This is a genomic window from Stutzerimonas nitrititolerans (genome assembly GCF_003696285.1).
In the GTDB taxonomy this organism is placed as follows: Bacteria; Pseudomonadota; Gammaproteobacteria; order Pseudomonadales; family Pseudomonadaceae; genus Stutzerimonas; species Stutzerimonas nitrititolerans.
Genome location: NZ_RFFL01000002.1, coordinates 267,590 through 280,014, shown reverse-complemented (window position 1 = coordinate 280,014; position 12,425 = coordinate 267,590). Strand labels below are relative to the sequence as shown.

The following is a 12,425-nucleotide window of genomic DNA, read 5'->3' as shown; positions in this document are numbered from 1 at the left end:
GCAGCGGCTTGGCTCCTGGCCAGCGACGCGAGTATTGGTGCAGGTCGGAGGCTTTCAAAATGGAAAAAGCGAGCGGGCACAATGAGTTTTACTCATGCCGGGGCGTGCGCTCATGAGTCCGCGCCTGCCCCCGCTCTATGCGTTGCGCGCGTTCGAGGCCGCGGCACGCTTCGGCTCCTTCACCCAGGCGGCGAGCAGCCTGTGCATCACCCAGAGCGCGATCAGCCGCCATGTACGGACGCTGGAAGAAAGCCTGGGCTGCCAGCTGTTCGAGCGGCATGGTTCGCGGCTGGCGCTGACCGATGCCGGCAACCGGCTGGCGCGCGAGCTCAAGCATGGCTTCCGGCTGATCGAGAGCGCCTGTGTGGCGGTCAGCCGGCAGGGTGGGGCGCTGCGCCTGAAGGCGCCCTCGACGCTGACCATGCGCTGGTTGCTGCAGGTGCTCGATGGCTTTCATGCCGAGCATCGCCAGGGCCTGGTGCACCTGACCAGTGCCTGGATGGATCTCGATGCGGTGGATTTCTACAGCGAGCCGTTCGATTGCGCGGTGCTGCTGGGCAACGGCAATTTTCCGGCTGACTGGCGCAGCGTGAAGCTGTTCGATGAGTGGCTGGTGCCGGTCTGTTCGCCGACGCTGCGTGGCGATGTGCCCTGGACAGCCGAAACCCTGGCCGCGGCCGAGCTGATTCACCCCTCGCGCGATTGCCGTGACTGGCGCCGCTGGCTGGAGCGGGTGGGGCTGGGCGAGGCGGTGGACTGGCAGAAGGGCACGCTGTTCGACACCCTGGAACTGGGTATTTCCGCGGCGGCGCTGGGGCACGGCGTTTCCATCGGCGACCTGGCGCTGGTGGGGCCGGAGCTGCGGCGCGGAACCTTGGTGCTACCGTTCGACGCGGCGGTACGCACCGGCGACAGTTATTACCTGGTGTGGCCGTCCCACGGCGCGGAACACAGCGTGCTGGCGCGCATGCGTGACCATCTGCTGGCGCATCTGCCCGATATCCAGCAGCAGGTCGTGCGGCTGCTGGATTGAGAGGCCGCCACCGGCAGGGCGTCGGCAAATCGCCGGCATCCGTCTGGTCCGTTGCGCAAAATCGCTGAGGCTGAGCCAGCGGTCGTATCTGTGATTGCCCTTGCATGGCCCGCTGGGCGAAAATGCCGGCCTTTCCGTGAAAAGCCCCCGCAGGAGATTCAGCGATGCCCAGCCGTCGTGAGCGAGCCAATGCCATCCGCGCCCTCAGCATGGATGCCGTGCAGAAAGCCAACAGCGGCCATCCCGGTGCCCCCATGGGCATGGCGGACATCGCCGAAGTGCTCTGGCGCGACCATCTGAAACACAGCCCGACCAACCCGCTGTGGGCCGATCGCGACCGCTTCGTGCTGTCCAACGGCCACGGCTCGATGCTGATCTACTCGCTGCTGCACCTGACCGGCTACGACCTGTCCATCGACGACCTGAAGAACTTCCGCCAGTTGCATAGCAAGACCCCGGGCCATCCGGAGTTCGGCTACACCGCCGGCGTCGAGACCACCACCGGTCCGCTGGGTCAGGGCCTGGCCAACGCCGTGGGCTTCGCCCTGGCGGAGAAAGTCATGGCGGCGCAGTTCAATCAGCCCGGTCATGAGATCGTCGACCACAACACCTATGTGTTCCTCGGCGATGGCTGCCTGATGGAAGGCATATCCCACGAGGTCTGCTCGCTGGCCGGCACCCTGGGGCTGAACAAGCTCACCGCCTTCTACGACGACAACGGCATCTCCATCGACGGCGAGGTGCACGGCTGGTTCACCGACGACACCCCGCGCCGCTTCGAGGCCTACGGCTGGCAGGTGATCCGTAACGTCGACGGCCACGACGCCGACGAGATCCAGATGGCCATCGACACCGCGCGCAAGAGCGACCGGCCGACGCTGATCTGCTGCAAGACAATCATCGGCTTCGGCTCGCCGAACAAGCAGGGCAAGGAAGCGTCCCACGGCGCGGCCCTGGGCGATGCCGAAATCGCCCTGACCCGCGAAGCGCTGGGCTGGAGCCATGGCCCCTTCGAAATCCCGGCCGAGATCTATGCCGAATGGGATGCCAAGCAGAAGGGCGCCGATGCCGAGAACGAGTGGAACAAGCGCTTTGCCGCCTATGAAGCCGAATTCCCGGCGCTGGCCGCCGAGTTCAAGCGCCGTATGGCCGGCGAACTGCCCGCCGACTTCGCCGAGAAGGCCAGCAAATTCATCCGCGACGTGGCCACCAAGGGCGAGACCATCGCCAGCCGCAAGGCCAGCCAGAACTGCCTGAACGCCTTCGGCCCGCTGCTGCCGGAACTGCTCGGCGGCTCGGCGGACCTGGCCGGCTCCAACCTGACCCTGTGGAAGGGCTGCAAACCGGTGGTCGCCGAGGACGCCTCGGGCAACTACATGTACTACGGCGTGCGCGAGTTCGGCATGGCGGCGATCATGAACGGCGTCGCCCTGCATGGCGGGCTGATCCCCTACGGCGCGACCTTCCTGATGTTCATGGAATACGCGCGCAACGCGGTGCGCATGTCGGCGCTGATGAAGCAGCGGGTGATCTACGTCTTCACCCACGATTCCATCGGCCTTGGCGAAGACGGCCCGACCCACCAGCCGATCGAGCAGCTGACCAGCCTGCGCACCACGCCGAACCTGGATACCTGGCGCCCGGCCGATACCGTCGAATCGGCGGTGGCCTGGAAGCATGCCGTCGAGCGCAAGGATGGCCCGAGCGCGCTGATCTTCTCGCGCCAGAACCTGCCGTTCCATGTGCGTGACAACGAGACCGAGACGGCCATCGCCCGCGGTGGCTACATCCTGAAGAACTGTGCGGGCGAGCCGGAGCTGATCCTGATCGCCACCGGTTCGGAAGTGAGTCTGGCGGTGGATGCTGCTGACAAGCTGGCCGCGCAGGGCCGCCAGGTGCGCGTGGTTTCCATGCCCTGCACCAGCGTGTTCGATGCTCAGGACGCTGCCTACAAGCAGCAGGTGCTGCCGGTGGAAGTCGGTGCGCGCATCGCCATCGAGGCGGCGCATGCGGACTACTGGTACAAGTACGTCGGCCTCGAGGGTCGCATCATCGGCATGTCCACCTACGGCGAATCGGCTCCGGCCGACCAGCTGTTCGAGGAATTCGGCTTTACCGTCGAAAACATCCTCGCGGCGGCTGAAGAGCTGCTGGAGGACTGAGCGCGGCGATTCGGTGGATGACTTCGGTCATCCACCCTACGTAACTCCACCTTCCGTAGGTGGTAAACCCGCGCAGCGGTTTTCCACCGGCAGGACCGACGAAAATCCCATGGCCAACGCCCGTCCCTACCGCATCGCCCTCAACGGCTACGGCCGCATCGGCCGCTGCGTGCTGCGCGCCTTCTACGAGCGCGGCGCGGCGTTCGGGTTCGAGATCGTCGCGCTCAACGATCTGGCCGACATGGCCAGCCTGGAGTACCTGACCCGCTTCGATTCGACCCATGGTCGCTTTCCCGGCGAGGTGGGCGTGGACGGCGATTGCCTGCATATAAATGGCGACTGCGTGAAGGTGCTGCGTGAGTCGACCCCGGAAGCCATCGACTGGCGCGCGCTGGGCGTGGACCTGGTGCTGGAGTGCTCGGGTGCCTACAACACCCGCGCCGGCGGCCAGCGCTTTCTCGCTGCGGGCGTGCCGCGCGTGCTGTTCTCCCAGCCGATGGCCAGCGCCTCCGATATCGATGCCACTGTGGTGATGGGCATCAATCATGAGCAGCTAAATGGTGCAGAGACGCTGGTATCCAACGCTTCCTGCACCACCAACTGCGGCGTGCCGCTGCTCAAGCTGCTGAACGACGCGGTGGGCATCGACTACGCCTCGATCACCACCATCCACTCGGCGATGAACGACCAGCCGGTGATCGACGCCTACCACCACGACGATCTGCGCCGCACGCGCTCGGCCTTCCAGTCGGTGATTCCGGTGTCCACAGGCCTGGCCAAGGGCATCGAACGGCTGCTGCCGGAACTCTCCGGACGGATTCAGGCCAAAGCCGTGCGGGTGCCGACGGTGAACGTGTCCTGCCTGGACATCACCCTGCAGACCAGCCGCGACACCGATGCGCAGACGATCAACCGGGTACTGCGTGAAGCCGCCGAATCCGGCCCGCTGAAAGGGCTGCTCGCCTATACCGAGCTGCCCCACGCCAGCTGCGATTTCAATCACGATCCGCATTCGGCGATCGTCGACGGCAGCCTGACCCGTGTCTCCGGCCCGCGCCTGGTGAACCTGCTGGCCTGGTTCGATAACGAATGGGGTTTCGCCAACCGCATGCTCGAAGTGGCCGAACACTATCTGCAGGTCGCTCATCGCGCCTGAAGCCGCACTGCTTGAAGACTCGCCGTTCTTGAATTTAAGGAAGATCAGATGACCGTTTTGAAGATGACCGACCTCGACCTCCAGGGTAAGCGCGTGCTGATCCGCGAGGATCTCAACGTGCCGGTGAAGGATGGCGTGGTGAAGAGCGATGCACGCATCCTGGCTTCGTTGCCGACTATCAGGCTGGCGCTGGAAAAGGGCGCGGCGGTGCTGGTCTGCTCGCACCTGGGGCGCCCCGAAGAGGGCGTGTTCAGCGAGGAAGACAGCCTCAAGCCGGTCGCCGACTACCTGAGCAAGGCGCTGAACCGCGAAGTCCCGTTGGTCCGCGATTATCTCGACGGCGTCGAAGTGAAGCCCGGTGAGCTGGTGTTGCTGGAAAACGTGCGCTTCAACCCGGGCGAGAAAAAGAACACCGACGAGCTGGCGCAGAAATATGCCGCGCTGTGCGACGTCTTCGTCATGGACGCCTTCGGCACTGCCCACCGCGCCCAGGGCTCGACCCACGGCGTAGCCAAGTTCGCCGATATCGCCTGTGCCGGCCCGCTGCTGGCCGCCGAGCTGGATGCGCTGGGCAAGGCGCTGAAGAGCCCGGCCAAGCCGATGGCCGCCATCGTCGCCGGCTCCAAGGTCTCGACCAAACTGGACGTGCTGAACAGCCTCAGCCAGGTCTGCGACCAGCTGATCGTTGGCGGCGGTATCGCCAACACCTTCCTGGCTGCCGCAGGTTTCCCGGTGGGCAAGTCGCTGTATGAAGCCGATCTGGTTGACACCGCCAAGGCCATCGCGGCCAAGGTCAGCGTGCCGCTGCCGGTGGACGTGGTGGTGGCCAAGGCCTTCGCCGAGGATGCCGAAGCGACGGTCAAGGCGGCGGGCGAGGTGGCCGAAGACGACATGATTCTCGACATCGGCCCGCAGACCGCGGCCAATTTCGCCGAGCTGCTCAAGTCCTCGAAGACCATTCTCTGGAACGGCCCGGTCGGCGTGTTCGAGTTCGATCAGTTCGGCAACGGTACCAAGGTGCTGGCCGAAGCCATTGCCGAAAGCCCGGCGTTCTCCATCGCTGGTGGTGGCGACACCCTGGCGGCCATCGACAAGTACGGGGTCGGCGAGCGCATTTCCTATATCTCCACCGGCGGCGGTGCTTTCCTGGAGTTCGTCGAGGGCAAGGTATTGCCGGCTGTCGAGGTGCTCGAGCAGCGCGCAGGCTGAGCGACGCGACAAGCGCAACGGCGAGGGCACCCCTGAGGTTCATTGCTGTCTCTGTTCTGTCTGTACAAGGAATGGAGACTTGCCATGCGTTATGTTGCCGTTGCTGTTTGTTGCCTTGGCCTGGCCGGGTGTGCGGGCGGCTCGCCCGATTCGGCCTGCGAAGTGTTCGACCCGCCGCCGGTGCAGAGCCCGACGACACAGAACGATCAGCGGGTGGAAATGCACAGTACCGGTGATCCCACGGCAGGCACCGCCGCGGATGCTCAGGATTGCTGATGGAACACAAGCCGGTCAGGGAGTTGAAGATGAAAGGCCTGTTCTTGTTGGCGGCGGCGGTGTTGCTCGGTGGCTGCGGCCATTGGCAGTCAGGCCCGGACGCCCCCTTCGTACGCTGGAAATGCCAGAGCCAGCAGAACATTGCCTGGCGCTACGCGGATGCCGAGCGCCAGAGCGTGGACCTGAAGATCGGCAACAGCGAGCAGGTTCATCACCTGCGCAAGGAACCCGCCACCCGCGGTGCTTTCTATAGCGACGGCCAGGTGGGATTTCATGACAAGGGCAATCAGGCGCTGGTCTATCGGTTGGCCGATGACAAGCTGCTCGCCCATGGCTGCAGCGCTTCGCTGATCACCTTCTGACGGCGGATCGCCGCAGGTTCGCGCGCTGAAAACGAAGCGTTTTCGCCTGGCCTGGTGGCTTTTGGTTCGACCGCCACTACAATGCCGCGCCATACCGCGCGGCGCTTGAACAGCGCCGGCCCCTGCGGCAGGCTTTACACGATTAAACGACCCAACCGGGAGAAAGGAAAACATGGCACTCATCAGCATGCGCCAGATGCTCGACCACGCCGCCGAGTTCGGCTATGGCGTGCCGGCATTCAACGTCAACAACCTCGAGCAGATGCGCGCCATCATGGAAGCGGCCGACAAGACCGATTCCCCGGTGATCGTCCAGGCTTCCGCCGGTGCGCGCAAATACGCCGGTGCGCCTTTCCTGCGTCATCTGATCCTGGCGGCGATCGAAGAATTCCCGCATATCCCGGTGTGCATGCACCAGGACCACGGCACCAGCCCCGACGTCTGCCAGCGTTCGATCCAGCTGGGCTTCTCCTCGGTGATGATGGACGGCTCGCTGCGTGAAGACGGCAAGACCCCCGCCGACTACGACTACAACGTGCGCGTGACCCAGCAGACCGTGGCCTTCGCCCATGCCTGCGGCGTCTCCGTGGAAGGCGAGCTGGGCTGCCTGGGCAGCCTGGAAACCGGCATGGCCGGTGAGGAAGACGGCGTCGGCGCCGAAGGCGTGCTCGACCACAGCCAGCTGCTGACCGACCCGGAAGAGGCCGCCGACTTCGTCGCCAAGACCAAGGTCGACGCCCTGGCCATCGCCATCGGCACCAGCCACGGCGCCTACAAGTTCACCAAGCCGCCGACCGGTGACACCCTGTCGATCCAGCGCATCAAGGAAATCCATGCGCGCATCCCCGACACGCATCTGGTGATGCACGGTTCTTCCTCGGTGCCGCAGGAGTGGCTGAAGATCATCAACGAATACGGTGGCGAGATCGGCGAGACCTACGGCGTGCCGGTCGAGGAAATCGTCGAGGGCATCAAGTACGGCGTGCGCAAGGTCAATATCGACACCGACCTGCGTCTGGCCTCCACGGGCGCGATTCGCGAGTTCCTGGCGAAGAACCCCAGCGAGTTCGATCCGCGCAAATACTTCGCCAAGACCGTCGCCGCCATGCGCGACATCTGCATCGCCCGTTACGAAGCCTTCGGCACCGCCGGCAATGCCAGCAAGATCAAGCCCATCTCCCTGGAAGGCATGTTCCAGCGCTACGCCAGCGGCGAGCTGGATCCGAAGATCAACTGATCGCTGCCTGTGAAAAAAAGCCGGCAATGCAGGTCGTGTGAAAACGTAGCGAGCGAAGGTCAGGCAAGCAAAAACAGGCGAAAAAGCGGAGTTTACGAGTTGTAAATGAGCATTTTGAGCCTGTTTTTAACGCAGCCTGGCCGAGTGCAGTAGTTTTCACGCGGCCTGAACGCGGGCTTTTTCGTTCTTGTATGGCGCTCAGCCAGCCAACAGTTGCTGGATCTGGCCGTGCAAAGAATCCAACGAGAACGGCTTGGCCAGTACTGGCACCGTACGCACGATCGGGCTGCCGGATTCGTAGATCTCGATGGGGTAACCGCTGATGAAGATCACCTTCAGGTCCGGTCGCAGCTTGAGCGCAGGCTCGGCGATCATCACCCCCGACACGTTGCCCGGCAGGCGGAAGTCGGAAATCAGCAGGTCGAGTTGCGGCTTGGTGGCGAGAATCTCGAATGCCTTGGCCGAGCTTTCCGCAGCCAGCACCCGGTAGCCTTCGTCGGCGAGGAAGTCGGATAGCAGATCAAGGATATGGGGTTCGTCTTCAACGATGAGAACGACCTTGGGTGGTGCTTGTTTCATGCATGCATTCTCGACGTTTCTCTGAACGCTCGAAGGCGGGTAATGGCGGATCATGCGACATCCTTTTCGACAGTCGATGCTTCTCGAGTTCAGCCGAACCAGCCGGGCGGTCGTCCTGGCGAGCGGAACGTGACCCAGTCGGCACATCTGCAGACGCGTGACGTACTTTCATCATGGCACGGCGATCCATTCCAGCCTTCCGACATTAGGGTAATAGCGCCAGATGGCAAATTGACGCTATGACTGGGCGTTTCCCGTCGCTGGCCGCTACGGTTCGGGAGGACGGGCGCAATGCGATCGGCAATTGGCATCCGGTATGTCCGCGGGTAGGCTCGTCATGTGCTTTGCCGAGAGACCACAGGATGTCCGATTCAGAAGACGTACATGCCATCAGCGAGGGCACGCTCGATCACTACCGCCAGCGCGCCGAAGCGTTCCGCGAAGGCACGCGCGATCACGACGTATCACAGAATATCGACGCGCTGCTGCGGCACATCGAAGGGGCGCCGCCGTTTCGTATTCTCGATCTCGGCTGCGGTCCCGGGCGCGACTTGCGTACCTTCACTCAGCTTGGACATCTGGCAGTCGGGCTGGATGGCGCCGAGCCCTTCGTCGCGATGGCCAGGCAGAGCGGCTGCGAGGTCTGGCACCAGGATCTCCTCCAGCTGCAACTCCCTTCGCAGCGATTCGACGGCATCTTCGCCAATGCCGTGCTGTTCCATGTGCCCAGCCAGGAGTTGCCGCGTGTGCTGACCCAGCTCTGGGCCGCACTGAAGCCCGGTGGCGTGCTGTTCTGCTCCAATCCGCGCGGCGATAACCAGGAGGGCTGGAGTGGCGAGCGCTACGGCGTCTGGTATGACTGGCCGACCTGGAGGGCGCATGTCATAGCGGCCGGTTTTGCCGAGCTGGAGCATTTCTACCGGCCTGCTGGCTTGCCGCGTGAACGACAGCCCTGGCTTGCAAGCGTCTGGCGCCGGCCCTGACGGGGCTGGGGAATGCTCAGAATGCATGCCCTGCCACCCTTGGTCATGCGTTTTGCATGGCGTCAAATTGCTACTTGTTTTGGCAACTTATTGATTAATAAGAGATTTTAAAGTGACGTAAATTGGCACGAAGGCTGCTCCTGCTATGGATGCTGGAACATAACCGGAGTCCATAACAATGATCGCTGAACAAGTTCTTACTGCCGCTTTCCCCGAGTTCGAAGTCCTGACCACTCAACGACCGGACGGTGGTCTGTTGCTGGTCCTGCGCAACGATGGCCGAGAAGTCCTTAAACGGGCGGTATCCAAGGGACAGACGCAAACCGCGATCCAACTGGAATGGGTCATCAGCTCGATTCGCCGCGACCTGGCGCTGGAAGCCGGAATGTCGCCGGCCATTGCGCGTCTGCAGAGCCAAAGCCGTACAGCTTTACCGACCTACGAATATGCCTGACTCGCAGCAGAAGACGCCGAGACGAACCAGCCGGCCGCAGAGCCGGCATCGCAACTAGCCGTTAGCCGTGAGGAATCACCATGAACGCCATTGACATGCTGATCGAAGACCATGAGCGGGTTAAGGACCTCTTGACGCGCCTGACCGAGTCCACCGAGCGAGCGGTGAAGACCCGAACCGAGCTGCTGCAGAAGCTGGAGATGGAGGTGACCATCCATACCGAGCTCGAGGAGCAGATTCTCTATCCGGCCTACAAGGAAGCCGGCGGCAAGGAAGAGCTGAAGATGTACCACGAGGCCAAGGAAGAACACCGGGCCGTCGACTCGCTGGTGCTGCCGGACCTGAAGGCGACCGACCCGTCCACCGTGCAGTTCTCGGGGCGCGTCAAGGTCTGCAAGGAACTGCTCGAGCACCATATCGAGGAAGAGGAGTCGGAGATGTTTCCGCAGGCCCGCGAACTCTTCGACGAGGCCCGGCTCAAGGAGATGGGCGAGCAGATGACGCAATTAAGGAATCGCCTGAAGAAGGAGCTCAGCGCAGCCAGGGCGGCCTGAGCAACCCGCTTTGATTTCCAGACGCCGCGCGAGCGGCGTCGATGACCTGCGTCAATGACTCGTTACCGGCCGGCTGTCAGTCTTTGCCGCTGTGTCACGGGTTGGCTGGGCAATCTCGGCTGCACTCGAAAAGAGTCGGGAGAGGTCGAGCATGGAAAACGAGCTGAAGGCGCTGGTCGAGCGGGTTGGGCTTGGCGGCCAGACGATTCTCACCCGTACACGCTTTCTGCAATGGAAGGCCAGCGACGGCCAGCGGTTGAACCGGCTCGCGTCGCGGATGGAAGAAGCGCATCAGGCGTTCACCGACAAGCTGTACGAGCACCTGGGCAACTTCGACGTTCTGACCACGACCCTCGGCGACGAGGCGCGACTGGCACGTCTCAAGCACAGCCAGACCGACTACTACCGGCGTCTCTGGAGCGGGCCCTATGATCGGGGTTACGTGAACGATCGCCTGTTGGTGGGGCTCGTCCACCAGCGCGTCGGCGTCGATCTGGAATGGTACCTGGGCGCATACCGGCTCTATCTGGCGGAGATGCTCGGACACTTGCTGGAGGACTCGCCACAGCGCGAGGTCTTCGACAGCCTGCTCAAGGCCGTCTTCTTCGACATGATCCTCGCCATCGACACCTACAGCGCCGCCCAGCGTCAGGCGCTGGAAGACAGCGAGGCGCGGCTGGCACGCGCGCTGCGTGGCAGCGAAGACGGCATCTGGGATTGGGATATCGAGGCCGACAGGCTGTACCTCTCCGAACGCTGGACCGAGATGCTCGGCCTGCCGGCCGAATCCACGAGCAGTAGCAATCGCTGGTTCGATCGCGTCCACCCGGACGATCTGTCCGGCCTGCGCGAGGCGATCGGCGCGCATCTGCAAGGGCACACCAACTCGCTGGTCCATGAGTACCGGATCCGCACCCGTTGCGGGGATTACCTGTGGGTGCTGGTGCGCGGCGTCGTCGAGGATTGCCGGCGGAGCGGGCGGCGGATGGCGGGTTCGCAGACCGATATCAGCTCGCGCAAGGCCGCCGAGGGGCGGCTGCGCCATGCCGCACGGCACGATTCGCTGACCGGGCTGGCCAACCGCCTGCATCTGGACGAGTTGCTGCATGCCGCGCAGCAGCGCACCAGCAACCGGGATTCGGCCTTGCTGTTCGTCGACCTCGACCGCTTCAAGCTGATCAACGACAGCCTGGGGCATGGTGTCGGCGACCTGGTGCTGATGGAGGTCGCCAAGCGCCTGGCCCGTTGCGTTCGCCCGGGTGATCACCTGGCCCGCTTCGGTGGCGATGAGTTCGTCGCGCTGCTGGGCGACCTGGCCTGTGCGGCGGATGCCGAGCGCGTCGCGCAGCGAATGCTGGATGCGCTGCGCCAGCCGCTTCAGCTTGGCGAGCGCACGCTCTCGCTGAGCGCCAGCATAGGCATCGCGCCGCTCTGGCTCGACGGCAGGCCGCTCGATGCGCTGCAAGCGGCCGACCTTGCCTTGTACCGCGCGAAGAATGCCGGCAAGGACCAGTTCTCGCTGTACTTCGACGATCTACGCGGCAGCGCGCAGCGCCGGCTGGACCTGGAAAGCGCGCTGTCCCAGGCGGTGGCGCGCGACGAGTACGTACTGCATTACCAGCCCATCTGCCGCCTCGAGAACGGGCGGCCTTATCTGGTGGGGGTGGAAGCGCTGTTGCGCTGGCAGCATGACGGGCAACTGATCGGCCCGCAGGAATTCATTCCGATACTGGAGGAATCGCGGGAGATCGTCCGGGTCGGCGAGTGGGTGCTGCGCGAGGCTTGCCATCAGGTGCGTTGCTGGCAGCTACTGGGGCAGACGCAGCTCTACTGCTCGGTCAATCTGTCGATTCGCCAGTTGCAGCAGCCCGACTTCACCGACCGCCTGATCGCGATACTTGACGAAACGGGGCTGGCGCCTTCCAGACTGGTGCTGGAGATCACCGAAACCCTGCTGATGCAGCACAGCGATACGGTGATGGCCACGCTGCAGCAGATCGCCGACCTCGGTGTACGCCTGGCGCTGGACGATTTCGGCACGGGTTACTGTTCGCTCGGTTACCTGAAGCGGTTTCCGCTGCATCTGCTCAAGGTCGATCGCAGCTTCATCGCCGGAGTGCCCGAGGATGCCGACGCGGCGGTCATCAGCCGGGCGATCATCGGCCTCGGACAGAGTCTCGGGCTGGAAGTGATCGCCGAAGGGGTTGAGCGTCCCGAGCACATGCAATTCCTGATCGACGCCGGTTGCCGTTACGCCCAGGGCTACGGTTTCAGCCGACCCAAAGCGGCCGCCGATCTGCAGCGCTCGTTCAGCGCCGAGGGCTGCTTCGAGGAACTCTGGTGCCTGTTGCCCGATCACGCCGCCAACGTGCGGCGGATAGGCGTCTGCACGCCGAGCGGGAGTCGGACTGCATAGCGCC

The 12,425-nt window shown here is 63.8% G+C and carries 12 protein-coding genes; 11 read left to right on the top strand and 1 reads right to left on the bottom strand.

The genetic code is table 11. The annotated features are described in order from the left end of the window. Positions 1–112 precede the first annotated feature (112 nt). The 7 genes from EA795_RS03395 (at position 113) to fba (ending at position 7,435) form a co-directional block, all read left to right on the top strand. Positions 113–1,033, top strand: coding sequence for a LysR substrate-binding domain-containing protein (locus EA795_RS03395; protein WP_240644981.1), 921 nt, complete (start codon positions 113–115; stop codon positions 1,031–1,033). Positions 1,034–1,197: 164 nt separating this feature from the next. After that, on the top strand, positions 1,198–3,195 hold the full coding sequence (gene tkt / locus EA795_RS03390; RefSeq protein WP_122075576.1) for a transketolase: 1,998 nt from the start codon (positions 1,198–1,200) through the stop codon (positions 3,193–3,195). 109 nt (positions 3,196–3,304) lie between these two features. Continuing rightward, a complete protein-coding gene (gene epd / locus EA795_RS03385; protein WP_122075574.1) occupies positions 3,305–4,351 on the top strand; it encodes an erythrose-4-phosphate dehydrogenase in 1,047 nt (348 codons plus the stop codon). 48 nt (positions 4,352–4,399) lie between these two features. After that, on the top strand, positions 4,400–5,560 hold the full coding sequence (locus EA795_RS03380) for a phosphoglycerate kinase (RefSeq protein ID WP_122075572.1): 1,161 nt from the start codon (positions 4,400–4,402) through the stop codon (positions 5,558–5,560). Positions 5,561–5,644: 84 nt separating this feature from the next. Beyond that, entirely contained in the window at positions 5,645–5,836 is a 192-nt protein-coding gene (locus EA795_RS03375; RefSeq protein ID WP_058078325.1) for a hypothetical protein, read from the top strand. 29 nt (positions 5,837–5,865) lie between these two features. Continuing rightward, the gene (locus EA795_RS03370; RefSeq protein ID WP_043942704.1) at positions 5,866–6,198 is read left to right on the top strand and encodes an MliC family protein; all 333 of its coding nucleotides are present in this window, start codon (positions 5,866–5,868) and stop codon (positions 6,196–6,198) included. Positions 6,199–6,370: 172 nt separating this feature from the next. After that, on the top strand, positions 6,371–7,435 hold the full coding sequence (fba, locus tag EA795_RS03365; protein WP_014851265.1) for a class II fructose-bisphosphate aldolase: 1,065 nt from the start codon (positions 6,371–6,373) through the stop codon (positions 7,433–7,435). Positions 7,436–7,633: 198 nt separating this feature from the next. Here fba and EA795_RS03360 read toward each other — a convergent pair whose 3' ends face one another. Further along, positions 7,634–8,014 (bottom strand): response regulator, encoded by a 381-nt coding sequence (locus EA795_RS03360; RefSeq protein WP_014851266.1) that lies wholly within the window; start codon positions 8,012–8,014, stop codon positions 7,634–7,636. A 362-nt stretch (positions 8,015–8,376) separates the two neighbouring features. On the opposite strand from EA795_RS03360, the gene EA795_RS03355 reads away from it, so the two are divergent. From EA795_RS03355 to EA795_RS03340, 4 genes are all read left to right on the top strand, one after another. After that, entirely contained in the window at positions 8,377–8,997 is a 621-nt protein-coding gene (locus tag EA795_RS03355; RefSeq protein WP_122075570.1) for a class I SAM-dependent methyltransferase, read from the top strand. A 178-nt stretch (positions 8,998–9,175) separates the two neighbouring features. Continuing rightward, complete coding sequence (locus EA795_RS03350; protein ID WP_115027349.1) at positions 9,176–9,451, top strand: DUF3509 domain-containing protein; 276 nt, start codon at positions 9,176–9,178, stop codon at positions 9,449–9,451. Positions 9,452–9,531: 80 nt separating this feature from the next. Next, positions 9,532–10,005 (top strand): PA2171 family ribosome-binding persister protein, encoded by a 474-nt coding sequence (locus EA795_RS03345; RefSeq protein WP_014851269.1) that lies wholly within the window; start codon positions 9,532–9,534, stop codon positions 10,003–10,005. A gap of 151 nt (positions 10,006–10,156) precedes the next feature. Beyond that, positions 10,157–12,421, top strand: coding sequence for a putative bifunctional diguanylate cyclase/phosphodiesterase (locus EA795_RS03340; protein ID WP_122075568.1), 2,265 nt, complete (start codon positions 10,157–10,159; stop codon positions 12,419–12,421). Positions 12,422–12,425 lie beyond the last annotated feature (4 nt).

Bases quoted from the DNA above. Each gene is read 5' to 3' on its own strand.
- EA795_RS03395 (WP_240644981.1), top strand. From the start codon at position 113: ATGAGTCCGCGCCTGCCCCCGCTCTATGCGTTGCGCGCGTTCGAGGCC.
- EA795_RS03380 (WP_122075572.1), top strand. From the start codon at position 4,400: ATGACCGTTTTGAAGATGACCGACCTCGACCTCCAGGGTAAGCGCGTG.
- EA795_RS03345 (WP_014851269.1), top strand. From the start codon at position 9,532: ATGAACGCCATTGACATGCTGATCGAAGACCATGAGCGGGTTAAGGAC.
- EA795_RS03350 (WP_115027349.1), top strand. From the start codon at position 9,176: ATGATCGCTGAACAAGTTCTTACTGCCGCTTTCCCCGAGTTCGAAGTC.
- EA795_RS03375 (WP_058078325.1), top strand. From the start codon at position 5,645: ATGCGTTATGTTGCCGTTGCTGTTTGTTGCCTTGGCCTGGCCGGGTGT.
- epd (WP_122075574.1), top strand. From the start codon at position 3,305: ATGGCCAACGCCCGTCCCTACCGCATCGCCCTCAACGGCTACGGCCGC.
- fba (WP_014851265.1), top strand. From the start codon at position 6,371: ATGGCACTCATCAGCATGCGCCAGATGCTCGACCACGCCGCCGAGTTC.
- tkt (WP_122075576.1), top strand. From the start codon at position 1,198: ATGCCCAGCCGTCGTGAGCGAGCCAATGCCATCCGCGCCCTCAGCATG.
- EA795_RS03360 (WP_014851266.1), bottom strand. From the start codon at position 8,014: ATGAAACAAGCACCACCCAAGGTCGTTCTCATCGTTGAAGACGAACCC.
- EA795_RS03355 (WP_122075570.1), top strand. From the start codon at position 8,377: ATGTCCGATTCAGAAGACGTACATGCCATCAGCGAGGGCACGCTCGAT.
- EA795_RS03370 (WP_043942704.1), top strand. From the start codon at position 5,866: ATGAAAGGCCTGTTCTTGTTGGCGGCGGCGGTGTTGCTCGGTGGCTGC.
- EA795_RS03340 (WP_122075568.1), top strand. From the start codon at position 10,157: ATGGAAAACGAGCTGAAGGCGCTGGTCGAGCGGGTTGGGCTTGGCGGC.